Below are 25,597 nucleotides of genomic sequence, written 5' to 3' on the forward strand. Positions count from 1 at the left end.
ATTACCCTGCCAGCGCTTGTTTCACCGCCGCCACCAGCGCCGGATCCTCAGGTGTGGTGTCCGGCGAGAAGCGCTGGATCACCGTGCCGTCGCGCGCGATAAGGAATTTCTCGAAGTTCCACAGAATATCGCCGGGATGCTTCGGCGCACGCCCTTTGCTGGTCATCCGCGCCAGGAACTCGCTGCCTTCCGGCGCGACGGCCTCCGGCTGTGCGGCAATCAACGCTTGGTACAGCGGATGACGGTGTTCGCCGTTCACCTCAATCTTGGCAAACATTGGGAATTGCACGCCGAAGGTGCCGCGGCAAAACGCCAGGATCTCTTCGTTGCTGCCCGGCTCCTGGCCCAGGAATTCATTGGACGGGAATCCCAGCACTTCCAGCCCCCGCTCGCGATAGGTTTCGTACAGCGCTTCCAGCCCTTCGTACTGCTTGGTCAGGCCGCACTCCGAGGCCACGTTGACCACCAGCAGCACTTTGCCCTGATAGGCACCCAGCGTGGTCGTTTGATTTTCGATGGTTTGTAACGGCAGGTTGTCGATTGGCTTGCTCATCGGTTGTCATCCTTTGGTTTTTTAATGGCAGGTGAATGAAGAAAACTACCTTACGCCTTTTGTCCGGGTCAGTAACCAGATAAATAGCGGCGCCCCCAGCGTGGCTGTCACCACGCCGATCGGCAGCTCGGCCGCCAGCAGCGCAACGCGGGCGATCACATCGGCCACCAGCAACACCCCGGCCCCCGCCAGCGCGCAGGCCGGCAGCAGATAGCGCTGGTCTGTCAGGCCGGTGAGCCGCAAAATATGCGGGATCACCAGCCCAACGAAGCCGATCACCCCGGCGAGCGCCACGCTGACGCCAACCAGCCAGCCGATCGCCAGCACCAGCAGGTTACGCCACACATGCAGCGACAGCCCGAGCTGGCGCGCCTGCACCTCGCCCAGCGCCATCAGGTTGAGCGCTCGGCCCTGGCCACACAGCCACAGCAACACCGGCAGCAGCGCCAGCACCAGCCACTTTTGGCGCCAGTCGACGCCGCCGAAACCGCCCATCATCCAGTACATCAGCTGCCGCAGATCGAGGCTGGTGCTGAAATAGACCGCCCAGGTCATCAGCGCGCTGCACACGATGCCCAGCGCCACGCCGACCAGCAACAGCCGTGCATTGGTCAGACGTCGCCGGCGAGCGAAGCCCAGCAGCAAGAAGGTCATCGCCAGCGCACCGGCTATCGCGGCGGCGCTCATCAGCGCCACCGGCAACAAACCGTGCCCCAACAACACCGTCAGCACCAGCGCTACGCCGGCGCCGTTAGCTACGCCCAGCAGACCGGGCTCCGCCAGAGGATTTTCAAACAGCGCCTGCATCACCGCACCCGCCACCGCCAGGGCGGCGCCGACCAGCATCACCGCCAGCGCGCGCGGCAAACGCAGTTGCCAAACAAACAGTTGCGCTCGATCGCTGAACCACTCTGACGGCCATATCCATTGGTCGCCGGCGCAAAGGCTGACCAGCAACGCCACCGCCACGCCCAGCGCCAACAGACTGAGCTGGCGTTTATCGCGGTAGCGTTGATGTTGCAACAGTAAGGTGAAGGTACGGCTGGTTGGCATGCGCGGCGGTTCCCTGCCGGCCGCTGTCGTGGCCGGATAATTGACGTTTGAGTCGAATATTAGGGGGTTAACGCCGCAAGGGGAAGTCTTGCGTAGATAGTGGCTCAGGAAAGCAGCAGCTGGCCTTGCCCGTCATCGCAACAATGATGGCAAAACCAGCCGCCGATAAACTCAGGGATTAACGATGCGGGCCGGCGTTGCCCGGTGGATAAGGTTGGCCGCGGCCGCCATCGCGGCGGTCATGGTCACCGCGATCGTCATGACGGCGGTCGTGGTCGCCACTATCGCGATCGCCGTGGAATGGATTGCCGCTGCGTTCCGGCCCACGATGCTCATAGCCACGCGGCGGCGAAGGTTGCCAGCGTCCGCCATCCCAGTACATACCGCGCGCATTGCGCTCACCCAGGCCGCGGCCCTGGTGCGCATGCCACCACTGCGGTGGACGCCAGTCGTAGCCATCCCAGTAGTAGCCGCGACGGTCCTGATCCCCCAGATGCAGAGAAACGCCCGGCACGTTGATATCGACGGAGACATCGGCCTTCGCCGCCAGCGGCAGCAACAGCGGGAAACACACCAGCAACAGGATCTTTTTCATTTCACCTTCTCACTCTATTTTCTTGCTGCAGTGGTTATATCAGCGTGCTTATTTAACGACTATCTCACCGATGCCTATTTTCAGATTGTTTTCGACGGCCTTACACAATCCCTACACTGTTTGCCGCCGCCTTTAATTATCATAACCACTGACAAGATTTAACGAATAACTGACGTCTCTCAAGCGGCGCGGCAATTATAGTTAAATGGATTTCCACCGGAGGATTATAAGATGATTAAACGTATCGGTATGCTGCTGACCGTTGTAGCCCTGGCCTCAACCCTGAGCGCCTGCTGCTGGGGCCCGCACGGGGGCGGTGGCCACCGCGGCGACGGCCCTGGCCATTATTACGGCCGTTATTGAAACAATAAATATCGCTGCTCACCACACAAAATAAGATATAAGAATAGTCCGTAATTGAGATTAAATAAATTTTCGCCGAGGTGATTTAATGAATAATCTTAATTCATGCATTGCCCATTAGGAATGGGCTGAATTTTGTCTCAGAAAAGAAAAAGGCCGCGCAAGCGGCCTTTTTTGATGTCACGTCACTCACCCTTTCGGGCTGGCGTTTTCTACCCGGCTTTTCAGCTTCTGCCCCGGACGGAAGGTCACCACACGGCGCGCCGTAATCGGAATGTCTTCGCCGGTCTTCGGGTTACGCCCCGGACGTTGGTTCTTGTCACGCAGATCAAAGTTGCCAAAACCCGACAGTTTTACCTGTTCGCCATTCTCAAGAGCCCGACGGACCTCTTCAAAGAACAGTTCCACCAGGTCTTTGGCGTCCCGTTTGCTAAGCCCAAGCTTCTCAAACAGGTGTTCTGACATTTCAGCTTTAGTAAGCGCCATAGGTTCAATCCCTCAAGGATGCTTGGAATCGCTGTTTTAGAGCCTCTACGCATTTTGCAACGGTAGCGGCTATCTCCTCTTCTTCCAGTGTACGAGCGGTATCCTGCAATACCAGACTGATAGCCAGGCTCTTGTCACCTTCTGCCACGCCCTTGCCACGGTACACGTCAAACAAGTTTACGCCAACTACCTGATTTGCGCCAACTTTCTTACACTCGGCCAAAATATCTTCTGCGGGGACGTTTTCAGCCACCACAATGGCGATATCACGGCGGTTTGCCGGGAAGCGCGAAATCTCCCGCGCCTGAGGCACGGCGCGGCTCGCAAGCTTGTTCCACTCCAGTTCAAACACCACGGTGCGGCCGTTAAGATCCAGTTTACGTTCAAGTTCCGGGTGAACCACACCGATGAAACCTACGCGTTCGCCGTGCAAATAAATCGCCGCACTTTGCCCTGGATGCAGGGCCGGATTGGCTTCCGCCCGGAACTGAATTTCGGATAATTTACCGGTCAGCTCGAGGACGGACTCCAGATCCCCTTTTAAATCATAGAAGTCGACGGGCTTGCGCGCCAGATCCCAATGTTCATCGTGCGTATGGCCGGCGATCACGCCCGCCAGCATGACATCCTGACGGATACCCAGATCTGCCGCACTATCAGGCACAAAGCGCAGGCCGCTTTCGAACAGGCGCAGACGCGTCTGCTGGCGGTTCTGGTTATACACCACCGCAGACAGCAGGCCGGTCCACAGCGACAGGCGCATCGCCGACATTTCTACCGAAATCGGGCTTGGCAGGATCAGCGCTTCTTCATTCGGGTGCAGCAGCGCCTGCACCTTCGGATCGACGAAGCTGTAGGTGATCGCTTCCTGATAACCGTGATCGACCAGCATGGTCTTCACGCGCTTCAGCGTCAGATCGGCTTCGCGATGCTGGGTCATCACCAGATCGGCGCGCACCGGCACATCCGGGATGTTGTCGTAGCCGTAAACGCGCGCCACTTCTTCCACCAGATCCTCTTCGATCTCCATATCGAAACGCCAGCTTGGCGCGACCGCTTGCCAGCTGTCGCCCTGCTCGGTCACCTGGCAACCCAGGCGGCGCAGAATGTCACTGACCTGCTCGCTTGGCACCACGTGGCCGATCAGGCGATCCAGTTTCTCGCGGCGCAGCGTGATGGTGGCGCGCTTCGGCAGTTCGTTCTCGTGGGTCACGTCGATAATCGGGCCGGCCTGACCGCCGCAAATATCGAGCAGCAGGCGCGTGGCGCGTTCCATCGCTTTGTACTGCAGCGCCGGATCGACACCGCGCTCATAGCGGTGAGAAGCGTCGGTGTGCAGGCCGTGACGACGCGCGCGGCCGGTGATCGACAGCGGGCTGAAGAAGGCGCATTCCAGCAGCACGTCCTGAGTTTCCCCGTTGACGCCGGAATGCTCGCCACCGAAGATGCCACCCATCGCCAACGCTTTTTGATGATCGGCGATCACTAAGGTGTCGGCGTTCAGTTTGGCTTCACTGCCGTCCAGCAGCCTCAGCGTTTCGCCTTCTTCCGCCATGCGCACCACGATGCCGCCGTCGATGCGGCTCAGATCGAAAGCGTGCATCGGCTGGCCAAGCTCCAGCAGCACATAGTTGGTGACGTCAACCACCGCATCGATGGAGCGGATGCCACAGCGACGCAGCTTTTCACGCATCCACAGCGGGCTTGGCGCCTTGACGTCGATGCCTTTCACCACGCGGCCCAGATAGCGCGGGCACGCCTGCGGCGCGTCAACGCGGATCGGCAGCGTGGCGTCAATCGCAGCGGCCACCGGGCTCATGTCTGGCTCGGTCAGCGCCACCTGGTTCAGTACGCCCACGTCGCGCGCGACGCCGATGATACCCAGGCAGTCGGCGCGGTTCGGGGTAACGCTGATCTCGATGGTGTTGTCGTTCAGTTTCAGGTAGTCACGGATGTCGGTGCCGATCGGCGCATCCAGCGGCAACTCGATGATGCCGTCATGATCGTCGGAAATGCCCAGCTCGGAGAACGAGCACAGCATGCCTTCCGAAGGCTCGCCGCGCAGCTTGGCGGCTTTGATTTTGAAATCGCCCGGCAGCACCGCGCCCACGGTGGCGACCGCCACTTTCAGGCCGGTACGGCAGTTCGGCGCGCCGCAAACGATGTCGAGCAAGCGGTCGCCGCCAACGTTGACCTTGGTGACGCGCAGTTTGTCGGCGTTCGGGTGCTGACCGCACTCGACCACTTCACCCACCACAACGCCGTTAAACGCGCCGGCAACCGGATCCACGCCGTCCACTTCCAGGCCGGCCATGGTGATTTGATCGGATAATGCTTCGCTGCTGATGGCCGGGTTTACCCACTCGCGCAACCAGAGTTCACTGAATTTCATGTGATATTCCCGCCTTACTTAAACTGTTTGAGGAAACGCAGATCGTTTTCGAAGAATGCGCGCAGGTCGGTGACGCCGTAACGCAGCATCGTCAGGCGCTCCATGCCCATGCCGAAGGCGAAGCCGGAGTAAACTTCCGGATCGATGCCGACGTTGCGCAGCACGTTCGGATGTACCATGCCGCAGCCCAGCACTTCCAGCCACTTGCCGTTCTTGCCCATCACGTCCACTTCAGCGGACGGCTCGGTGAATGGGAAGTAGGACGGACGGAAACGAACCTGCAGGTCTTCTTCAAAGAAGTTGTTCAGGAAATCGTGCAGCGTGCCCTTCAGGTTGGTGAAGCTGATGTCTTTATCGACGATCAGCCCTTCCATCTGGTGGAACATCGGGGTGTGAGTCTGATCGTAGTCGTTACGGTAAACGCGGCCCGGCGCAATGATACGGATCGGCGGCTGTTGGTTCTTCATGGTGCGGATCTGCACGCCGGAAGTCTGGGTGCGCAGCAGGCGTGTGGCGTCGAACCAGAAGGTATCGTGATCGGCGCGCGCCGGGTGGTGCCCTGGAATGTTCAGCGCGTCGAAGTTATGGTAATCGTCTTCAATCTCCGGGCCGGTGGCAACGGAAAAGCCCAACTCGCCGAAGAAGGTTTCGATACGGTCGATGGTGCGGGTCACCGGATGCAGGCCGCCGTTCTCCATGCGACGGCCCGGCAGGGAAACATCGATGGTTTCAGCCGCCAGGCGCGCGTTCAGCGCGGCGCTTTCCAGCGCGTTCTTACGCGCGTTCAGGGCGTCCTGTACTTCTTGCTTGGCCTGGTTGATCACCGCTCCGGCCGCCGGACGGTCTTCCGCCGGTACGTCGCGCAGAGACTGCATCTGCAAGGTGAAATGACCTTTCTTGCCAAAATATTCGACGCGCACCAAATCTAACGCGGCAACATCCTGGGCATCTTCTACGGCTGCCTTGGCATTGGCAACCAGCTCTGCGAGATGTGGCATTGCTTTCCTCTTCCTCTGGCCGGAATGGCCCTAAGTAATTGTTATCTATATTCGAACACGCCTTTGACCATTATTCAAAGACTTTTCAATACGTTGCCGGCCGGCCGGCTCGCCTGCGCGGCGCATGGCCCGCGTTGCGTCTGCCGCCCTCACCGCAACGCCTGGCAAGGCGAGACGATGGCCAAAAACAAAAAAGCCTCCACGAGGGAGGCTTAGGCGCTACTTTTCGTTTCTTTTCTTACGCGCAAAGCCTCCTGAAATCAGGCGCTAAAGTAAAAAAAGAAACGAAAAAGAGCTGCGTGCATGATTGCGGTACCTTGTCGATGATTGTCCACCAGTGATATAGCGGCGGCCAATGAAAGTCAATATTTGTCGCTGAAAACAAAGATTAAAAGAGGGAGCAAGCTCCCTCTTCTACTGACTTACGCCAGAGCTGCTTTCGCTTTCTCAACCAGTGCGCCGAAGGCCACTTTGTCGAAGACTGCGATGTCAGCCAGGATCTTACGGTCAATTTCGATCGAGGCTTTTTTCAAGCCGTTGATGAACTTGCTGTAAGACAGACCGTTCTGACGAGCAGCTGCGTTGATACGTGCAATCCACAGCTGACGGAACTGACGCTTACGTTGACGACGGTCACGGTAAGCATACTGACCTGCTTTGATTACTGCCTGGAAGGCAACACGATATACGCGCGAACGGGCACCGTAGTAACCTTTCGCCTGCTTCATGATTTTCTTGTGACGTGCGCGTGCAATTACACCACGTTTTACGCGAGCCATATGCTCTCTCCTAAAGTCTTATTCTAAATTCAAAAAAAATGGCTTATGCGTACGGCAGGCACGCGGTAACCAGGACCAGATCGTTTTTAGACACCATGCCTTTCGGACGCAGGTGACGTTTACGCTTGGTTGCTTTTTTGGTCAGAATATGACGCAGGTTGGCATGTTTACGCTTAAAACCACCGCTGCCGGTTTTTTTGAAGCGCTTGGCTGCACCACGTACAGTTTTAATCTTTGGCATTTTAATTAAATCCACTTCGCATTGTTAAACAACGAATCAGTTGGGCGAATAAAACCCACACAGCGCAAGCGCCGCGCGGGTTCCATTACTTGTAAGCCTTACTGTTTCTTCTTAGGAGCGAGCACCATAATCATCTGGCGGCCTTCGATCTTCGTAGGGAAGGATTCGACCACTGCCAGATCCATATCTTCACACAGGTCTTTACGGACGCGGTTAAGCACTTCCATACCGATCTGCTGGTGCGCCATCTCACGCCCACGGAAACGCAGGGTGATTTTGGCTTTATCGCCATCTTCCAGAAAGCGAATCAGGTTGCGTAGTTTGACCTGATAGTCGCCATCATCGGTGCCAGGGCGGAATTTGATTTCCTTGACCTGAATAACTTTTTGCTTCTTCTTCTGTTCTTTCGTCGACTTGCTCTTCTCGTAGAGGAATTTGCCGTAATCCATGATTCGGCAAACTGGCGGTTCGGCATTTGGGCTGATTTCTACTAAATCAACGCCCGCTTCCTCAGCTTTTTCAAGAGCTTCATTCAGACTGACAATACCAATCTGCTCGCCATCGACGCCGGTTAGGCGAACTTCTTGCGCGCGAATTTCTCTGTTAATGCGATTAGGACGCGCCGGTTGAACTCGTTTTCCGCCTTTAATACTTTATTCCTCCAGTTGATGAAGACTACGGCTGCGAATCTCTTTCAGCAGCTTGTCTACGACTTCTTTTACGTCCAGGCTTCCCAGGTCTTTGCCACGGCGGGTACGAACGGCAACTTTGCCGGCTTCGACCTCTTTGTCGCCGCACACCAACATGTAAGGGACTCGACGTAAAGTATGTTCGCGAATTTTAAAGCCAATCTTCTCATTTCTCAAGTCCGCTTTCACGCGAATACCTGCATCCTGCAGTTTTTTGGTCAATTGCTGGACGTAATCAGACTGGCTGTCGGTGATATTCATCACCACCACCTGCACCGGAGCGATCCAGGTCGGGTAGAACCCGGCGTATTCTTCGGTAAGGATACCGATGAAGCGTTCCATGGAGCCCAAAATGGCGCGGTGAATCATTACCGGCACGACGCGATCGTTGTTTTCGCCAACGTACGAGGCGCCCAAACGGCCCGGCAAGAAGAAATCGAGCTGCACGGTACCACATTGCCATGCGCGATCCAAACAATCATGCAGGGTAAATTCAATTTTCGGTCCGTAGAAGGCGCCCTCGCCCGGCTGGTACTCGAACGGAATGCCGTTCTCGGTCAGCGCGGCGGCCAGGTCTTCTTCCGCACGGGTCCACATGTCGTCGGTACCAATGCGTTTTTCCGGGCGAGTCGACAGCTTGACGGCGATCTTGTCGAAGCCGAAGGTGCCGTAAACGTCATAAACCATGCGAATGCATTCGTTCACTTCGGCGCGCACCTGCTCTTCGGTACAGAAGATGTGGGCGTCATCCTGCGTGAAGCCGCGCACGCGCATCAGGCCGTGCAGGGAACCCGAAGGCTCGTTGCGGTGGCAGCTGCCAAATTCGCCCATGCGCAGCGGCAAATCGCGGTACGACTTCAGGCCCTGGTTGAAGATCTGCACGTGACCCGGGCAGTTCATCGGCTTGATGCAGTATTCGCGGTTTTCCGACGCGGTGGTGAACATGGCGTCTTTGTAGTTTTCCCAGTGGCCGGTTTTTTCCCACAGCACGCGGTCCATCATAAACGGACCTTTCACTTCCTGGTACTGGTACTCTTTGAGCTTCATGCGCACGAAGGCTTCCAGCTCGCGGAAGATAGTCCAACCGTCGTTGTGCCAGAACACCATGCCCGGCGCTTCTTCCTGCATGTGATACAGATCGAGCTGTTTGCCGATCTTACGGTGATCGCGCTTGGCCGCCTCTTCCAGGCGTTGCAGGTAGGCGTTCAGCTGCTTCTTGTCTGCCCAGGCGGTGCCGTAGATACGCTGCAGCATTTTGTTTTTGCTGTCACCGCGCCAGTAAGCGCCGGAGGTTTTCTGCAGCTTGAAATGGTGGCAGAAACGCATGTTCGGCACGTGCGGGCCGCGGCACATGTCGATGTATTCTTCGTGGTGATACAGGCCAGGACGATCGTCATGGCTGATGTTCTCATCCAGGATCGCCACTTTATAGATTTCGCCGCGCTCAGCGAAGGTGTCGCGGGCTTCTTGCCAGCTGACCTTCTTCTTGATGACGTCGTAATCCTTATCGGCCAACTCGTGCATCCGCTTTTCCAGCAGATCCAGGTCTTCCTGCGTCAGGGTGCGGTCGATATCCACGTCATAATAGAAACCGTTGTCGATAACAGGACCGATCGCCATTTTGGTATCCGGCCACAGCTGCTTGATCGCATGACCCAGCAGGTGCGCGCAGGAGTGGCGCATGATTTCCAGACCGTCTTCGTCTTTGATGGTGATGATGGCCAGCTGCGCATCCGATTCGATCAGATCGCTGGCATCAATCAGTTCGCCATTGACGCGACCGGCGATACAGGCTTTCGCCAGGCCAGGGCCGATATCGCGCGCGACATCCATCGGGGAAACGGGGTGGTCGAAATGACGCTGACTACCGTCAGGAAGAGTAATAACAGGCATTAATAATTCCTTATCTACAGTGGTGACCCACACGACAGATCACATGCAGTACGAAAATTGGATTTTGGGTTTGGTCAGCCAGGTTTCAGATCTCGCCCACAATTGCCAGATTGAAACCTCACTGGGTATACAGAATGGAACGCATACCTTCTCAGCCGAATTCGGCTAAGCGAATAGTATCACTAAAATTGTTCCGGATAAATAAAGCGCCGTCGCCCTCACACTTTCGCTTCATTCGACGCAAAAACGGTCTTCATGTAGCTGAGGGTGGCCAGCAGACACAGGCCGTAGCCCAGCAGTTCGCAACCCTCTTCCACCATGTTTTTCACCACCCGGTTGTAACCGTCCAGCATGAGCGTTTGCCACAGCGCGCTCATGCCGAACAGGCGTGAAAACACCAGAATGCACAGCAGGCCCGCGCACATCATGCCGTAGCCGGGATGCGTCGCGAAATAGGCCAGGCCGCGCACCGTCGCCGCAATGTGCCTGGCGGCATGGCACAGACAGACCAAGGCGACCGCCAGCGCGAACCACACCCAGGCGCCGTGCCACAACGCATCGAAGGCGAAGTCCATCTCGCGGATCAGCATGCAGAGAAAGAAGCCGCCGACCAGCATCCAGGCGGAGCGGCGTTCCGCCTGCCGCCAGGCCGCGGCGAAAAAACCGCCGGCGATGGCGAGCAGCAACAGTTCCTGCGCCGCTTCGGTCAGCGAGGTTTCATGCACGAAGTTATGCAACCAGTGCACATCGATAAACACCAGGCCGACCAATGCCGCCATGAAGGCGGCGGAAAGCGCGAATGCGCTGATTTTCCCCAGTAAAAGTTTCAACTCGTCTTGCATAATCAATCTCATTATCGTTTTAAAGCGCGCCTATGGTAGGCAGCTGAGCCTGCGGGGTGTAGCAATTGGTGCTGAACGTCGGCCTTTACCGGCCAATTGCGGCGAAAAAGGCCATAAAACACAAAAATTGTGCATTTTTTCTGAGCGCCGCTCGTTTTTCAGCCTGCGCTCATCATGGGTGCGCGGTATTAACGACGTTATAGGGGCTGATGCATTTTGGTGCGCGTTCGGCGCCGCGGGCGATTGCGGTCAACGACGCCCCGTTGGGATGTGAGGATGAACCTGAGCTCGCCGGCGAGTGCAACGGCAATGATGAAACGCCGGCCGACGGTTAATTAACGTTACGAGCTATCCCCATTGCCGCCAGGCACGCGGCAGGCTAGGCTGTTTAGCTCGTAGGCCGCCGCTTGGCGGCCCGAACGTTGCACAGGGAGTCTACTTTATGACGGGTATTTTGCAGTTATTCCAGGCCATCGGACTGGGTTTGGTGCTGCTGTTGCCGCTGGCCAACCCGCTGACCACGGTGGCGTTGCTGCTCGGTTTGTCCGGTAATATGACGCGCGAAGAGCGCAATCAGCAGTCGCTGATGGCCTCGGTTTATGTGTTCTGCATCATGACGGTGGCGTTTTACGCCGGGCAGGTGGTGATGAACACTTTCGGTATTTCGATCCCCGGCCTGCGCATCGCCGGCGGCCTGATCGTCGCCTTCATCGGTTTCCGCATGCTGTTCCCGCAACAAAGCGCCGATGAGGCGCCGGAGGTGGAGAGCAAGTCGCACGAGCTGCGCCACAAGACATCGGCCAACATCGCCTTCGTGCCGTTGGCCATGCCGAGCACCGCCGGGCCGGGCACCATCGCGATGATCATCAGCTCGGCGTCGAGCGTCAAAGCGAACACGCTGGGTTTTGAACCCTGGGTGCTGGCCGTGGCGCCGGTCGCCATCTTCCTGACGGTCGCGGTGATCCTGTGGGGCTGCCTGCTCAGCTCCGGCGCCATCATGCGCCTGGTAGGGAAAAGCGGCATCGAGGCGATCTCGCGCCTGATGGGCTTCCTGCTGGTGTGCATGGGGGTACAGTTCATTATCAACGGCGTGCTGGAGATCATCTCCACCTATACGCCGGCCGCCTGATCACACAAAACGGGCGCGATCGTCGCGCCCGTTGCCGTTATTTCCCCATCGGCGCCTGCGCGCCCAAAATGCCCTTGCCTTCCGGCACTTCGGTAAAGCGGCTGAGGATCTCGCTGTAGGTCTTGGCCGGATCCAGATCCGGGAACTGCGCCGGGTAGATAAACTTCGCCAGATACTCCAGCCCCACGATGTTGTACGGATGGTTGTAGAAATTATGGTAGATGCCGTAGAACCGCCCCTCTTTCACCGCCGACACCTGCGCGAAGCCCGGGCGCTGTTTCATGCGGTTGAAAGCCTCATCCACCTGTTGCTGCGTCACGCCATAGCCGAACGGCACCGCGGCGTTGGTCTTGCTGGCCCACTGTGAGCCGGAAACGATGTAGGCGTCCGGTTTCATGGCGATCACTTTTTCCAGCGCCACGTCGCCGGTCGCGCCCGGCAACAGCGCAGAGCCGATGTTGCGCGCGCCGACCGCCTCGACCAGCGCCCCCCAGCCGACGTGCGCATGGGTGAAGCAGCAGGACTCCAGCCCATTCAGGCCAGCCTTGGCTTCGAAAAACACCCGCGGTTTGGGTGCCACCGCCTGCGTTTTGGCCAGAATGGCCTGATAATGCTGCTGATAATAATCGGTATATTGCTTGGCTTCGCTTTCGCGGTTGAGGGTTTCCCCCAGCAGCGTCACGCTTTTCGGCGTGTTTTCCACCGGCTTGAGCATGGTATCGATGAACAGCACCGGCACGTTCAGCGCCTTCAGCTTATCCAGCACGCCGGTTTGGCTCAGCGAAGGCTGGGAGCGCAGCTGGGCGATCATCAGATCGGGCCGCTTGGCGATCACGCTCTCCAGGTTCACTTCACCCTTATCGCTGAATCCCATATCGATGATGTTTTTCGCCCCCGGCCATTTGCTCTGCAAGATATCCCAGGTCGCCGCATCGCTTTTCTTCAGCAGGTTATTCCAGGCCACCAGCCGGCCAAACGGATTGGCGCGATCGAGCAGCGCCAGCGTGAGAATGTCGCGCCCGTCCTGCACCACGATGCGTTTCGGCTCTTGCTGGAGGGTGATCGTCTGGCCGGACGTGTCGGTCAGCGTCAGCGGATAAGTGGTGGCCATCGCCGGAGAGGCGAGCAAGGCGGCGCAAACCAGCGCCGGCAAAATGATTCGACGGTGCACGAAAAACTCCTTAGTCATGAATACATTCAGAAAATACTAATGAGAATGGCTTGCATTATCAAAGATAACGCCCGGCATGTCGGCGATTAATTGCAAAGGGATGTGTAAAGGAAGGGTAAGAGGCGCGCCGGAAGCGGCGCGCCCAGGGGATCACATCAGGCCGTAGATCAGCGCCGACAGCGCAATCAGGCCCATCACCAGCACGAATACGTTGCTCGCCGCGCGGTACTGGCGCATGGCCGGCACCGCACGCACGGCGTACATCGGCAGAATGAACAGGATGGCGGCAATCAGCGGGCCGCTGATGGTTTCGATGATGTGCAGCGCGCTGGGGTTCCACACCGTCGCCGCCCAGGTGAGCAGGAACAGCGCCACCGCCGAGATGCGGTGCGTCATGCGCGAGCTGAGCGGCTTGCCGACCGCGCGCGTGACGCCGTCGATCAGGCTGGTCGCCCCTTCCGTCACCCCCAGCGAAGTGCCGAGATAGGATTTGGCCATCGCCAGCATCGCCATCACCGGGCCAAGGTAGGCGATCAGCGGGTTGGAGAACTTGTTGGCCAGCGTAGTCAGCACCGTGATGTTCTGCTCTTTCGCCTGCAGCATGTCTTCATGAGACAGGCTCAGCACGCAGCTGAACACGAAGAACAGCACGGTAACGCAGATCAGCACATAGCTATAGCGCATGATGCGCGCGCAGCGGCGTTCCGCCTTGTCGCCGTACAGGCTCTTCTGGGTCGAGGCGAAGGAAGAGATGATCGGCGCATGGCTGAAGGAGAACACCATCACCGGCACCGCCAGCCACAGCGAATGCCACAACCCCGGCGTGTCGAAGCGGGTGGCGGCCAGGCCGTGCACGAAGTTGGCGGTATTCCAGCTCGGCATCAGATAGAGCGAAATGCCCATCAGGAACACCAGCAGTGGGAACACCAGCATGCCCATCGCCGCCACGATGCTGTCTTTGCCGCGCAGCAGCACCAGATTGAGCACCACCACCACCGCCAGGCTCAGCCAGATGCGCGGCAGCGGGGCCACGTGGAACTGATGGATCAGGAAGCTGTCCAGCGCGTTGGTGATCGAAATGCTGTACACCAGCACGATCGGGAAGAACGCCATCAGATACAGCATCATGATGATTTTGCCGGCCAGCACGCCGAAGTGTTCCACCACCACATCGTGAATGTTGCCGTCGCGGCTGGAGCCGGAAAGCACGAAGCGGCTGAGCGCGCGGTGCGGCAAATAGGTCAGCGGGAAAGCGAACAGCGCCATCAACAGCAACACCAGCGGGCCGTTCAGGCCGGCGTTGATCGGCAAGAACAACGTACCGGCGCCCACCGCAGTCGCATAGAGACCGAACATCCAAACGGTGTCGGTTTTGTTCCATTTGGCAGGCTGAGCGGCCGTCAGCGTGCCTGAATCGGGAGAAATCGTACTCATGAGACAGTCTACCTTAATCTGCGGCGACAACGATTGCGCCTAACGGGATATCCTTCTCCGCGAATTTTTTAATAATAATCAGTGAATTAAAGCGATATTTCATACTTACGCCTGATGAAAGGACGGCAAAGGATAATGAAAAATCCGCTGCGGGTCTATGTTTTATCGGCCGAATGAACGATTTGCGAACACAATGTGCTGAAAAAAACGGCGCACTCAGTAAAAACTAAGGGCCCCTTGCGGAGCCCTTAAGCGGTTTATTTCTTCGCGTCCGGATGGTCCGGCACCTCGGCGCTGCCCATCTCCTTCTCGTCGCGGATCATCGAGCGGTCTTTACGCACGTCGGCCACGTCGGAAGCGCTCACCGGTTTGGCGCTGTTGCCCCAGCTCGAGCGGATGAAGTTCACCACGTCCGCCACCTGCTGATCGTTCAGACGCCAGCCAAACGGCGGCATGGTGATGTTGGATACCGCCCCCTGCACCGCCGGCGTAGTGTTGCCGGTCAGCACGATGTGGATCAGCGAAGTCGCGTCCTCGGTCTGCACCACCGGATTGCCCTTCAGCGACGGGAAGGCGCGCTTGTAGCCCACGCCGTCGGTGCGGTGGCAGGCCGCGCAGTTATCGACATACAGCGCCGCGCCGGGCTTGCTGTCGTCGCCGCGCCACAGATCCTTGGCCACGCTGTCTTCGACCGGCGCCGCCTGCTGCTTGCCGTCTTTCGGCGGCAGCGATTTCAGGTAGCGCGCGATGGCGGTCAGATCGTCGTCGCTCAGGTATTGCAGGCTGTGCTCCACCACGTCGCTCATGCCGCCGAACACGATCGCCTTGTCGTTACGGCCGGTTTTCAGGAACTCGGTCAGCTCGGCTTCGCTCCAGCTGCCCAGGCCATCCTTGCGGTCGCCGCGCAGGCTGGAAGCCACCCACCCGTCGATCGGCGCGTTGCTGCCGGACAGGTAGTCGTCGCTTTCGCTGTTGCTCAACGCTTTTTCCTGCATGGTGATGCTGCGCGGGGTATGGCAAGCGCCGCAGTGGCCCAGGCCTTCCACCAGGTAGCGTCCGCGTTCAATCACCGGATCGGCCTTGGCGTCGGCAACGAAGTCCGCCGGCGACGGCGCAAACATGCCACGCCAGATGCTCAGCGGCCAGCGCATCGACAGCGGCCACGGGATGTCGGAGTCCTTGTTGGCCTGTTCCACCGGCTGCACGCCGTGCATGAAATAGGCATACATGGCGCGCATATCGTCCTCTTTCACCAGCGCGAACGACGGGTACGGCATCGCCGGGTACAGGGTGCTGCCGTTTTTGGCTACGCCCTTACGCACCGCGTTGTCGAAATCCTCGAAGCTGTAATCGCCGATGCCGGTTTTCTTGTCCGGCGTGATGTTGGTCGAGTAGATGGTGCCGATCGGCGTCTCCATCGCCAGGCCGCCGGCGAAGGTTTTGCCGTTCTTGCCATCGGTATGGCAGGCCACGCAGTCACCGGCGCGCGCCAGGTACTCACCGCGCTTGATCAGCTCGCTGCTGACGGTGGCGTCCTGCGCCCAAACGGAAAAACTCACTGCACTGAGAACCAGTGCCGGTACAAATGCTTTCATCGTTCGCCGTCCTTATGCCTGCACCAATGGGCCTGGGTTTTTCAGATACTGCTCGCGAATGGCGCGGGCAGACCAGTAAGCCAGCGCCGCCACGGTGCCGGTCGGGTTGTAGCCCAGCCCTTGCGGGAAGGCCGATGCGCCGATCGAGAACACGTTGTGCACGTCCCAGCTCTGCAGATAGCGGTTGACCGCGCTGGTCTTCGGATCTTCCCCCATCACCGCACCGCCGTTCATGTGGGTAGTCTGGTAGCTGGTGGTGTCGAAGTGGCTGTTGGCGTTTTTCGGGCTGCCGGCGATCAGTTTCGGGTTCATCGCCTTGGCGATCGGCGCCATCTTGTCGTACATGAACTGCGCCATCTTGATGTCGTTTTCCTGCCAGTCGAACGTCATGCGCAGCAGCGGCTGGCCAAAGACGTTCTTGTAGTTGGGATCGAGATCCAGATAGTTATTGCGGTACGACTGGTGCGCGCCGTGGGCGTCCATCGACACGTGATGGGTGTAGGCATCCGCCACCGCCGCTTTCCACTTGCTGCCCCAGGCCGGGGTGCCCGGTGGGGTCGGCAGGCCGGAGATCGGCTTGGTGCCCGCCTGGTTGACCCAGAATGGCGAACCGCCGACGAAGCCTTCTTTGGCGTGATCGAAGTTGTCGGCGTTGAAGTCGTCCACGCCCACGCCGTTGCCGCCGGCGCCGATGAACGGGTTGGTGAACACGTCTTTATCGAAGAACGCCTTGATGGTGGTCATGTTCTGGTAGGCGAAGTTGCGCCCGACCACCCCTTCGCCGGTTACCGGATCGTAAGGCTTGCCGATGCCGGACAGCAGCATCAGGTGCACATTGTGGAACTGGAACGCGCCCAGGATCACCAGATCGGCCGGCTGTTCAATCTCGCGGCCCTGCGCATCGACGTAGTTCACGCCGGTGGCGCGGGATTTGTCGTCGGTCAGGTTGACCTTCAGCACGTTGGCGTTGGTGCGCAGCTCGAAGCGTTTCTCCATGCGCAGCGCCGGCAAGATGTTGACGTTCGGCGAGGCCTTGGAATACATGTAGCAGGCGTAGCCGCTGCAGAAACCGCAAAAGTTGCACGGGCCCATCTGCGCGCCGTACGGGTTGGTGTAAGAATCCGAGGTGTTGGCGGACGGCAGGTTGTAAGGGTGGTAACCCACCTCCAGCGCCGCTTTCTCGAACAGCTGAGCGGAGTAGGTATTTTTCTGCGCCGGCAGCGGGAAGTCGTCGGAGCGATCCGGCGCAAAGCGGTTACCGCCCTTCTGCGCCACTTTCTGCCCTTTGATGGTCCAGGCGGTGCCGGAGGTGCCGAACACTTTCTCCGCCTTGTCGAAGAACGGCTCCAGCTCGTCGTAAGTCACGCCGAAGTCCTGGATGGTCATGTCCTTCGGAATGAAGTTTTTGCCGTAACGCTCTTCATAATGGCTGCGCATGCGCAGTTCGATCGGATCGACGCGGAAATGCACGCCCGACCAGTGCAGGCCGGCGCCGCCGACGCCGGTGCCCGGCAGGAACGCCGCCAGCTGGCGGTAAGGCACCGCGGTCTGGCTGCTGTTATGGCGAATGGTGACGGTGCTTTTCGACAGATCCTGGAACAGCTTGCGCCGAATGTTATAGGTCAGCTCGTCGATCACCTGCGGGTAAGAACCGTCCGGATAGGTGTCGCGCATCGGGCCGCGCTCCAGCGCCACCACGTTGAGGCCGGCCTCGGTCAGCTCTTTGGCCATGATCGCGCCCACCCAGCCGAAGCCGACGATCACCGCGTCTACTTTTTTCATTACCGTTGCCATGGTTAGCCCCTCTCCCCACGAATCGAGACCGGTGGGAAGGGATAACGCTCCCCTCGCTCAACCCAGTCCATAAAATCGGCGCGCGCGCCCGGAAAATTAATCAGCTTCCAACCCACCATGTCTTTGTTGCCGCCATGGATAGGATCGCTGAAGAAACCTTCGCGGGTGTTTTGCAGCAGATAGGAGAAGAACAGTTTCGACGGCAGTTGCTGGAACTCCGCCTCGCCGGACTCGAACTTTTGCAGCATGGCGTCCTGCTGCGCGCCATCCAGTTCGGCGAAAGGCTTGCCGGCGGTTTTCTTGCTGTAGGCGTCGGCGTCTGCGATGCCGAGGTTATAGATCTGCTTGGGCACCAGCGGCAGCTGATAGCCCATCTCCTTCGGCACATCGGGGTTGAACGGCCCCTGCATGTACCAGATGGAGCCGGTGGCGTACGGGGTATTCATCTGGCGATCGATAAACTCCGGCACGCCGGCTTCCAGCGCGCCGGGGCCGCGATCGTCGGCCGGGATCAGGCGCGCGACGGCGGCCTTGATGAAGGCCCACTCTTCCGGGGTGAAAAAGGTCGGTTGGTAATCGTTCTGCGTTGAGGTGTTCGAGGCTGCGACCGCCGGTGTCGGGGCCGTCAGCGCGCCAACGCCGCTGCCACCAATTACCGCCGCAGGAATTAAGGTCATCGATTTCAACAAGAAATCGCGCCGCGAATTGTTGGTTTTATGATTCGACATGTCACATTCCATCCAAAGATAGTCACAACTATTTAACCGCAACCTTGCGATCGATACGGGTTTTTAAAATAATTTGTTACTTATTTGTATATTTATTGAAGGTCAGAATGCGTACAAAAGCAAAAATGTTACCGGTAACTTATTGAATGAACGTAAAGATTTATCTGCTAACGTAAATTTAACTTTTTGTGCGGTTTTTCCGATAAGCGGTGAGGAAATAACGAAAAATGAGAGGTGGGTCGCGCGCTGGAACGGTGCCGAAAACAAAATCGGCCGCGTTCAGCGGCCGATTCGACAAAAGAGAGGATTACTGCGACATCGCCTGATAGGCGGTGGTCACCTTCCACAAATAGCGCGGCGCCTGCGGTGCCGGGTGCTTTTTCTGGATGTGCTGATAAAACTCATCCGGGCTCATCTGATTGATGCGATTGACCGCCACGCGCTTGTCCGAAGAGAAGGTGCGCAACATGGCGCCCGCCCCGTTCACGTACGAAACGATGGTGGCGTAACGCAAAGTCTGTGGATTGTTGATTCCGGCTAGCTGCTGGCTTTGAAGAATATTGATATAGGCCGTTCCCAGATCAATATTGACCGCCGGATCCTTCAGCTCACGCGAGCTGGGTTGCCCGCTTCGTCCCTTCATGCGATAGGCGTCGCGGCCGGCGGTAGAAGCCTTAAGCTGCATCAATCCCACTGCGTTCGAGGTGCTGACCACGTTCGGGTTAAACCCGGACTCCACCTGAATAATCGCTTTAATCAGCGTTTCGTCAACGCCATAGTTGCTGGCCGCCTGACGAATGTAATCGTTATAAGCAACCGGGGTGCCCGTGCGGTTTACCGGTGCCTGCGGAGGGGGTTTTAACCAACCGCCGCGCGTTGTGCCACTGCCTGAAATATTGCTTGCCGTTTGCGGGTCTTTGGCGCACCCCGACAAAAGTAAAATTGCCGTAAGGCAACCTATTTTTGTTTTCACAGAATCCCTCACTCCTTTCAATGAGTTGCGTAGCATATACAACTTGTAAGGACACCTGCAGTAATTTTTTGGGCTAATCTCAAGCTATCCATATACCAAGAGGTGATTTATGAGTCAATCTGCAACAAGCTGCTTTGTGGTGACTTTTCGCTATCAGGAAGAGGGATTAACCGACCTGGCGAAGCTGACCGGGCAATTGACGCGCGAGGGTTTTGTCACGTCGGTGACAGACGAAAATGGCGTTCACCACGAACTCGGCAGCAACAGTTTTGCGTTCATAACCGTGCTGGATCAAGAGGATGTACTGCGCCTGGCGCAGGGGTTCGGGCAGTTGGCATTGGGAAAACAGCCGGAGGTGGCGATATGCAGCTGTGAGGACTACCTTCAGCGGTTACATACTGATACATAAAATGCTATAACTCCCCGGACGGTATTATTTTTTCAGTTGGAGAAATACCCCGCCGGCGGTGGGCAAGTGGCGCTTGACTTCGCTTCAATTGATATTGATAATCATTTTCATTTGAACCAGGAGACGTCATCATGCCATTGATAAGTTGCGCTTTTCGTCGCAGTCGCCCTTCCCGCTCTGCCGCATTGTTACGCCCTTTCATGCTCGCCTGCCTGCTGCTCGGCGCCGCCTTGGTCAGCCAAAACGCGCTGGCGGAAAAAAAGCTGCGCGTGGTGACCACCTTCACCATCATTCAGGATATCGCCCAGAACGTGGCCGGTGACGCCGCCGTGGTGGAATCCATCACCAAGCCGGGCGCCGAGATCCACGACTATCAACCGACCCCGCGCGACATCGTCAAGGCACAGCACGCCGACCTGATCCTGTGGAACGGCATGAACCTGGAGCGCTGGTTCCAGCGTTTCTTCGAAAACATCAAACAGGTGCCGGCGGCGGTAGTCACCGAAGGCATTACCCCGCTGCCGATCCGCGAAGGGCCCTATAACGGCAACCCGAACCCGCATGCCTGGATGTCGCCAAGCAACGCGCTGGTGTATATCGAGAATATCCGCAAGGCGCTGGTGGAGCACGATCCGGCCAATGCGGAAACCTATAACCGCAATGCCAAGGCCTACGCAGAGAAAATCGGCGCGCTGGACGCCCCGCTGCGCGAACGCCTGGCGCGCATTCCGGCCGCACAGCGCTGGCTGGTGACCAGTGAAGGTGCCTTCAGCTACCTGGCGCAGGACTATCAGTTGAAAGAGGTTTATCTGTGGCCGATCAACGCCGATGAGCAAGGCTCGCCGCAGCAGGTGCGCCGGGTGATCGACGCCGTGCGCGCCCACCATATTCCGGTGGTGTTCAGCGAGAGCACCATTTCCGACAAGCCGGCCAGGCAGGTGGCGAAAGAAACCGGCGCCAAATACGGCGGCGTGCTGTACGTGGACTCGCTGTCCACCCGCGATGGCCCGGTGCCGACGTACATCGACCTGCTTAACACCACCGTGCAAACCATCGCCAAAGGATTCGATCAATGACCCATGAACCGTTTGTCCGCCCTGAATTGAACGTGGACGACGTCACCGTAACCTACAACAACGGGCACACCGCCATTCACAACGCCAGCTTCACCCTGAACGGCGGTTCGATCTGCGCATTGGTCGGCGTCAACGGCAGCGGCAAATCGACGCTGTTCAAAAGCATCATGGGCCTGGTCAGGCCCACCGCCGGCCAGGTGTCGCTGAGCGACAAGCCGGTGGCGGACGCGCTGAAAAAGAACCTGATCGCCTACGTGCCGCAGACCGAAGACGTCGACTGGAACTTCCCGGTGCTGGTGGAAGACGTGGTGATGATGGGCCGCTACGGCAAGATGAACTTCCTGCGCATTCCGTCACGTGAGGACAGGTTGCGGGTCGACAAGGCGCTGGAGCGCGTCGGCCTGAGCGAGCTGCGCGGCCGGCAGATCGGCGAGCTGTCCGGCGGCCAGAAGAAGCGCGTATTTCTGGCGCGCGCGCTGGCGCAACAGGGCACGGTGTTGCTGCTGGATGAGCCTTTCACCGGCGTGGATGTGAAAACCGAGAATGCGATTATCGAGCTGCTGCGCGCGCTGCGCGACGAGGGCCATCTCATTTTGGTCTCCACCCACAACCTCGGCAGCGTGCCGGAGTTTTGCGATCGGGTGATCCTCATCAACCGCACGGTGCTGGCCGCCGGCCCGACCGAAACCACCTTCACCCAGAGCAACCTGGAGCAGGCGTTCGGCGGCGTGCTGCGCCATATCAACCTTTCCGGCCCGGATCTGCACGACGACAACGATCCGCGCACCGTCACGGTGTTAACCGACGATGAACGCCCGGCGGTGTTCTACGGCCACACCAAAAGCGATCCGCCGGCCAACAGCCAGGCCAGGGAGAAACAATCCTGATGCTGGACCTTCTGCTGCAACCTTTCAGTTACAACTACATGGTGAAGGCCATCTGGGTCAGCGCCATCGTCGGCGCCGCCTGCGCGTTCCTGTCCGCCTACCTGATGCTGAAAGGGTGGTCGCTGATGGGCGATGCGCTGTCGCACTCGGTGGTGCCCGGCGTGGCCGGCGCCTACGCCCTCGGCCTGCCCTACGCCGCCGGCGCCTTCTTCACCGGCATGCTGGCGGCGCTGGCGATGACGCTGGTGCGCCACATCACCCGGCTGCGCGAAGACGCCATCATCGGCTTTATCTTCTCCACCTTCTTCGCCGTCGGCCTGCTGATCGTGTCGCTCAACCCCACCTCGGTCAACGTACAGTCGATCATCTTCGGCAATATCCTCGGCATCGCCGACGAAGACGTGCTGCAGGTGGAAATCATCATCGGCGTTTCGCTGCTGATCCTGTGCCTGGTGTGGAAAGATCTGCTGGCGGTGTTCTTCGACGAAAGCCACGCGGTGTCGATCGGCCTGTCGCCGCTGAAGCTGAAGATCCTGTTCTTCACCCTGCTCAGCGCCTGCACCGTCGCCGCGCTGCAAACCGTCGGCGCCATTCTGGTGATCGCCATGGTGATCACCCCGGGCGCTACCGCCTACCTGCTGACCGACCGCTTCAGCCGGCTGGTGATTATCGCCATCATCATCGGCGCATTGACCAGCGGCATCGGCGCCTACCTGAGTTTCTTCCTCGACGGCGCCACCGGCGGGGTGATCGTCACCCTGCAAACGCTGGTATTCCTGGCGGCGTTCTTCTTCGCGCCAAAACACGGCCTGCTGGCATCCCGGCGCCGCGTGGCACATTCGCAAACCGGAGGCCGCTGATGGACACCCTGTATCAACTGCTCAGCGAACCCTTCGCCTACCCGTTCATGCAGCGGGCGATCGTCGCCGCCATCGTTACCGGCGTGGTGTGCGCCGTGCTCTCCTGCTATCTGGTGCTCAAGGGCTGGTCGCTGATGGGCGACGCCATCTCGCACGCCGTCTTGCCCGGCATCGTAGTGGCGTTCGTGGTCGGCATCCCGCTGGCGATCGGCGCCTTCCTTTCCGGCATCTTTTGCGCGGTAGCCACCGGCTACCTGAAAGAGAACAGCCGGGTGAAAGAGGACACGGTGATGGGCATCGTCTTTTCCGGCATGTTCGCCTTCGGCCTGGTGCTGTTCTCGCGCATCGATACCGACCAGCACCTGAGCCACATTCTGTTCGGCAACATGCTGGGCATTACCGACGGCGAACTGAAGCAAACCTTGCTGATCGCCGGCATCACCCTGGCGGTGGTGCTGCTCAAGCGCAAAGACTTCATGCTGTACTGCTTCGATCCGCACCATGCGCGGGTGATTGGCCTGCCGATCAAGCTGCTGCACTACGGATTGCTGTGCCTGCTGGCGATGACCATCGTCGCCTCGCTGCAGGCCGTGGGGGTGATCCTGGTGATCGCCATGCTGATCGCCCCCGGCATCATCGCCTTTATGCTGTGCCGCCGCTTCGACCGCATGCTGATGGTGGCGACGGTGGTGTCGGTGTTCTCCTGCGTGCTCGGCACCCTGATCAGCTTCCACATCGACGGCGCCACCGGGCCCTGCATCGTCATCGTGCAGGCCGTGCTGTTCGTGATCGCCTTGTTGTACAGTAAATTACGCCCGTTACAGCGTAACCAAAGCGCGCTCACCGGCGGTTAATTCCCCCGATGCGGCGAAGCCTTCTACTCGCCGCATCACATTCCCCCCGCTCATTCCGTCGTTGTCATCAAGTTGCAACCGGTATTGCGCTTAAATTAATCAATAGGGTATATACTTTGAGCTGGCGAGGCGCTGAAAAAATCGCCGCCTTTGACGCCGGCTGTGCGCCGCGTCGTGTTTTCACCACGGGAAAGACGCTAACCTAATGAATTATCAGGCAGCACAGAGGGGGACATACCATGTGGCAAGCCGTTAGCCGTCTGTTAAGTGAACATCTTGGCAGCGCAGAGATACGCGAAAGGATTGAACTGCCCGGGGGCGACATTCACCCGGCGTGGCGCGTGAGTTACGGTGACAACGAGGTGTTCGTGAAATGCGACGCCCGTGAACAACTGCCGATATTCACCGCCGAGGCCGATCAGCTGGCGTTGCTGGCGCGCAGCAAAAGCGTGCGGGTGCCGGAAGTGTACGGCGTCGGCAGCGATCGCGATTACAGCTTCCTGCTGCTGGAGTATCAGCAGCTGAAACCCCTCGATGCTCACGGCGCCTACTGCCTGGGGCAACAACTGGCGCATTTGCACCAGTGGAGCGAGCAACCGCAGTTCGGTCTCGACTTCGACAGCGATCTGACCACCACCCCGCAACCCAACGCCTGGCAACGCCGCTGGTCGGAATTCTTCGCCGAGCAGCGCATCGGTTGGCAGCTGCAGCTGGCGGCGGAAAAAGGCATGACCTTCGGCGACATCGACGACATCGTCGATCGGGTGTATCTGCGCTTGCAGCACCACCAGCCGCAGCCTTCCCTGCTGCACGGCAACCTGTGGCCGGGCAACTGCGCGATGACCGCCCACGGGCCGATACTGTTCGATCCGGCCAGCTACTGGGGCGACAGAGAGTGCGATTTGGCGATGCTGCCGCTGTATCCGGAGCTGCCGCCGCAGATCTACGACGGCTATCAGAGCGTGTGGCCGCTGGGGGCCGGATTTATCGAGCGCCAGCCGCTGTATCAGCTGTACTACCTGCTCAACCGCAGCAACCTGTTCGGCGGCCAGCATTTGGTGGCTGCGCAACGTGCGGTGGAGGCGCTGTTGCAGCCGGAAGCGTCATAACGTTCCGGGGCGCCGCTCGGCGCCCCGTTCATGGTTCAGGCCGCGCCGGCCAACTGCCCCAACAGGCGGATCACGAACCAGGCGATCACCGCAATCACGATCGGCAGGATGTACAGCGGAAAGTACTGCAGGAAAATGGTGTGGTGCGGCAGCGTGATGCGTTCCTCCAGTTGCTGACGCGTGTGCCCTTCGCTGCCCTTGGCCTGCTCCAGGATCATCTGATCTTCCAGTCCTTCGCGAATGAACTTGACCTGACGCGACATGCGCGCGCCGGAAGCCTGCAATGCCAGCCCGACGAAGATCAATATATAGATGATGATGAACATCAAATTGGCGCCGCTGAACAGGCTTTTATCCACGTCCGGCACCGGCGAGTTGTACCAGAAAAGGTTCAGGAACGGCGTATTGAAACGCACCATGTCCACCATCACGTGGACAAAATCCAGCATCACTGCGTTGATGCCCTTGGTTTTTTCACTGTGCTGATAGATAAAGCCCAGCACGGAAATCAGCGTCGACAGCAACGCCGGGATAAAAACCACCCATCCGAGAATGCGTTTCAAAATGGCGATACGCCCGGCCTGTTGATACGTCATGTGTTCCCCTTGTTAGCGACGTAACCGAATCGGCTAAGTCTACCTGCAGTTGGCGAAACTCGCCCACCGTTTTCTTCATTCCCGCTGTGCTACAAGCT

At 58.7% G+C, this 25,597-nt stretch carries 27 protein-coding genes and 1 other annotated feature; of the genes, 8 read left to right on the forward strand and 19 right to left on the reverse strand.

Going from position 1 to position 25,597, the window contains the following annotated elements; all coding sequences use genetic code 11:
- Position 1 precedes the first annotated feature (1 nt).
- The 3 genes from ACMGF9_RS12985 to ACMGF9_RS12995 form a co-directional block, all read right to left on the reverse strand.
- Positions 2–553, reverse strand: coding sequence for a glutathione peroxidase (locus ACMGF9_RS12985; protein ID WP_004931411.1), 552 nt, complete (start codon positions 551–553; stop codon positions 2–4).
- 45 nt (positions 554–598) lie between these two features.
- Positions 599–1,606: a vitamin B12 ABC transporter permease BtuC gene (gene btuC, locus ACMGF9_RS12990; protein WP_033633209.1), complete on the reverse strand. Its 1,008-nt coding sequence runs from the start codon at positions 1,604–1,606 to the stop codon at positions 599–601.
- 178 nt (positions 1,607–1,784) lie between these two features.
- Positions 1,785–2,201 carry a DUF2502 domain-containing protein gene (locus tag ACMGF9_RS12995; RefSeq protein ID WP_015377699.1) on the reverse strand — a complete coding sequence of 139 codons (417 nt, stop codon included), beginning with the start codon at positions 2,199–2,201 and terminating at the stop codon, positions 1,785–1,787.
- 231 nt (positions 2,202–2,432) lie between these two features.
- On the opposite strand from ACMGF9_RS12995, the gene ACMGF9_RS13000 reads away from it, so the two are divergent.
- On the forward strand, positions 2,433–2,564 hold the full coding sequence (locus ACMGF9_RS13000) for a hypothetical protein (protein WP_015377698.1): 132 nt from the start codon (positions 2,433–2,435) through the stop codon (positions 2,562–2,564).
- Between the two features lie 189 nt (positions 2,565–2,753).
- On the opposite strand, the gene ihfA is transcribed toward ACMGF9_RS13000, so the two are convergent.
- The 9 genes from ihfA to ACMGF9_RS13045 all read right to left on the reverse strand — a co-directional run bounded on the left by ihfA (position 2,754) and on the right by ACMGF9_RS13045 (position 10,884).
- Complete coding sequence (gene ihfA, locus ACMGF9_RS13005; RefSeq protein WP_004931414.1) at positions 2,754–3,050, reverse strand: integration host factor subunit alpha; 297 nt, start codon at positions 3,048–3,050, stop codon at positions 2,754–2,756.
- Positions 3,051–3,054: 4 nt separating this feature from the next.
- Positions 3,055–5,442: a phenylalanine--tRNA ligase subunit beta gene (gene pheT / locus ACMGF9_RS13010; RefSeq protein WP_015377697.1), complete on the reverse strand. Its 2,388-nt coding sequence runs from the start codon at positions 5,440–5,442 to the stop codon at positions 3,055–3,057.
- A 14-nt stretch (positions 5,443–5,456) separates the two neighbouring features.
- Positions 5,457–6,440 (reverse strand): phenylalanine--tRNA ligase subunit alpha, encoded by a 984-nt coding sequence (pheS, locus tag ACMGF9_RS13015; RefSeq protein ID WP_004931416.1) that lies wholly within the window; start codon positions 6,438–6,440, stop codon positions 5,457–5,459.
- A 186-nt stretch (positions 6,441–6,626) separates the two neighbouring features.
- Positions 6,627–6,749, reverse strand: a sequence feature (Phe leader region).
- Positions 6,701–6,745, reverse strand: a complete 45-nt coding sequence (gene pheM / locus ACMGF9_RS13020; protein ID WP_139074214.1) for a pheST operon leader peptide PheM — start codon at positions 6,743–6,745, stop codon at positions 6,701–6,703. Its footprint overlaps the feature before it by 45 nt.
- 113 nt (positions 6,750–6,862) lie before the next feature.
- Positions 6,863–7,219: a 50S ribosomal protein L20 gene (gene rplT / locus ACMGF9_RS13025; protein ID WP_004931417.1), complete on the reverse strand. Its 357-nt coding sequence runs from the start codon at positions 7,217–7,219 to the stop codon at positions 6,863–6,865.
- A gap of 43 nt (positions 7,220–7,262) precedes the next feature.
- Positions 7,263–7,460, reverse strand: coding sequence for a 50S ribosomal protein L35 (rpmI, locus tag ACMGF9_RS13030; RefSeq protein WP_004931418.1), 198 nt, complete (start codon positions 7,458–7,460; stop codon positions 7,263–7,265).
- A 98-nt stretch (positions 7,461–7,558) separates the two neighbouring features.
- Positions 7,559–8,110 carry a translation initiation factor IF-3 gene (infC, locus tag ACMGF9_RS13035; RefSeq protein ID WP_048233542.1) on the reverse strand — a complete coding sequence of 184 codons (552 nt, stop codon included), beginning with the start codon at positions 8,108–8,110 and terminating at the stop codon, positions 7,559–7,561.
- Between the two features lie 3 nt (positions 8,111–8,113).
- Positions 8,114–10,042 carry a threonine--tRNA ligase gene (gene thrS, locus ACMGF9_RS13040; protein ID WP_414160271.1) on the reverse strand — a complete coding sequence of 643 codons (1,929 nt, stop codon included), beginning with the start codon at positions 10,040–10,042 and terminating at the stop codon, positions 8,114–8,116.
- A gap of 218 nt (positions 10,043–10,260) precedes the next feature.
- Positions 10,261–10,884: a hypothetical protein gene (locus tag ACMGF9_RS13045; RefSeq protein WP_021505486.1), complete on the reverse strand. Its 624-nt coding sequence runs from the start codon at positions 10,882–10,884 to the stop codon at positions 10,261–10,263.
- Between the two features lie 442 nt (positions 10,885–11,326).
- Between ACMGF9_RS13045 and ACMGF9_RS13050 the strand changes: the two genes are divergently transcribed.
- On the forward strand, positions 11,327–12,013 hold the full coding sequence (locus ACMGF9_RS13050; RefSeq protein WP_004931428.1) for a MarC family NAAT transporter: 687 nt from the start codon (positions 11,327–11,329) through the stop codon (positions 12,011–12,013).
- Positions 12,014–12,050: 37 nt separating this feature from the next.
- Here ACMGF9_RS13050 and ACMGF9_RS13055 read toward each other — a convergent pair whose 3' ends face one another.
- The 6 genes from ACMGF9_RS13055 to ACMGF9_RS13080 form a co-directional block, all read right to left on the reverse strand.
- On the reverse strand, positions 12,051–13,184 hold the full coding sequence (locus ACMGF9_RS13055; protein ID WP_118892093.1) for an ABC transporter substrate-binding protein: 1,134 nt from the start codon (positions 13,182–13,184) through the stop codon (positions 12,051–12,053).
- A 150-nt stretch (positions 13,185–13,334) separates the two neighbouring features.
- Entirely contained in the window at positions 13,335–14,618 is a 1,284-nt protein-coding gene (locus tag ACMGF9_RS13060; protein ID WP_004931430.1) for a serine transporter, read from the reverse strand.
- Positions 14,619–14,875: 257 nt separating this feature from the next.
- Complete coding sequence (locus ACMGF9_RS13065) at positions 14,876–16,213, reverse strand: c-type cytochrome (protein WP_004931431.1); 1,338 nt, start codon at positions 16,211–16,213, stop codon at positions 14,876–14,878.
- A gap of 12 nt (positions 16,214–16,225) precedes the next feature.
- Positions 16,226–18,007 (reverse strand): GMC family oxidoreductase, encoded by a 1,782-nt coding sequence (locus ACMGF9_RS13070; RefSeq protein WP_004931432.1) that lies wholly within the window; start codon positions 18,005–18,007, stop codon positions 16,226–16,228.
- Positions 18,008–18,009: 2 nt separating this feature from the next.
- The gene (locus ACMGF9_RS13075) at positions 18,010–18,735 is read right to left on the reverse strand and encodes a gluconate 2-dehydrogenase subunit 3 family protein (RefSeq protein ID WP_015377689.1); all 726 of its coding nucleotides are present in this window, start codon (positions 18,733–18,735) and stop codon (positions 18,010–18,012) included.
- Positions 18,736–19,042: 307 nt separating this feature from the next.
- Complete coding sequence (locus ACMGF9_RS13080) at positions 19,043–19,708, reverse strand: transglycosylase SLT domain-containing protein (protein ID WP_004931439.1); 666 nt, start codon at positions 19,706–19,708, stop codon at positions 19,043–19,045.
- Positions 19,709–19,817: 109 nt separating this feature from the next.
- Between ACMGF9_RS13080 and ghoS the strand changes: the two genes are divergently transcribed.
- The 6 genes from ghoS to ACMGF9_RS13110 all read left to right on the forward strand — a co-directional run bounded on the left by ghoS (position 19,818) and on the right by ACMGF9_RS13110 (position 24,903).
- Positions 19,818–20,117 carry a type V toxin-antitoxin system endoribonuclease antitoxin GhoS gene (gene ghoS / locus ACMGF9_RS13085; protein ID WP_015377688.1) on the forward strand — a complete coding sequence of 100 codons (300 nt, stop codon included), beginning with the start codon at positions 19,818–19,820 and terminating at the stop codon, positions 20,115–20,117.
- 131 nt (positions 20,118–20,248) lie between these two features.
- The gene (locus ACMGF9_RS13090; RefSeq protein WP_031300483.1) at positions 20,249–21,193 is read left to right on the forward strand and encodes a metal ABC transporter substrate-binding protein; all 945 of its coding nucleotides are present in this window, start codon (positions 20,249–20,251) and stop codon (positions 21,191–21,193) included.
- Positions 21,190–22,080, forward strand: coding sequence for a manganese/iron ABC transporter ATP-binding protein (locus tag ACMGF9_RS13095; RefSeq protein WP_076740286.1), 891 nt, complete (start codon positions 21,190–21,192; stop codon positions 22,078–22,080). The genes ACMGF9_RS13090 and ACMGF9_RS13095 overlap by 4 nt, the downstream gene beginning before the upstream one ends.
- A complete protein-coding gene (gene yfeC, locus ACMGF9_RS13100) occupies positions 22,080–22,940 on the forward strand; it encodes an iron/manganese ABC transporter permease subunit YfeC (RefSeq protein ID WP_015377686.1) in 861 nt (286 codons plus the stop codon). The genes ACMGF9_RS13095 and yfeC overlap by 1 nt, the downstream gene beginning before the upstream one ends.
- The gene (locus tag ACMGF9_RS13105; RefSeq protein WP_118892094.1) at positions 22,940–23,794 is read left to right on the forward strand and encodes a metal ABC transporter permease; all 855 of its coding nucleotides are present in this window, start codon (positions 22,940–22,942) and stop codon (positions 23,792–23,794) included. The genes yfeC and ACMGF9_RS13105 overlap by 1 nt, the downstream gene beginning before the upstream one ends.
- 239 nt (positions 23,795–24,033) lie before the next feature.
- Entirely contained in the window at positions 24,034–24,903 is an 870-nt protein-coding gene (locus tag ACMGF9_RS13110; protein WP_004931452.1) for a fructosamine kinase family protein, read from the forward strand.
- A 35-nt stretch (positions 24,904–24,938) separates the two neighbouring features.
- Here the strand turns inward: ACMGF9_RS13110 and ACMGF9_RS13115 are convergent, their stop codons facing one another.
- A complete protein-coding gene (locus tag ACMGF9_RS13115) occupies positions 24,939–25,499 on the reverse strand; it encodes a YniB family protein (RefSeq protein WP_004931453.1) in 561 nt (186 codons plus the stop codon).
- Between the last annotated feature and the right edge of the window lie 98 nt (positions 25,500–25,597).

Origin of the sequence: Serratia sp. BNK-23, from assembly GCF_047456145.1 — a bacterium.
GTDB classification, from domain to species: domain Bacteria; phylum Pseudomonadota; class Gammaproteobacteria; order Enterobacterales; family Enterobacteriaceae; genus Serratia; species Serratia nematodiphila.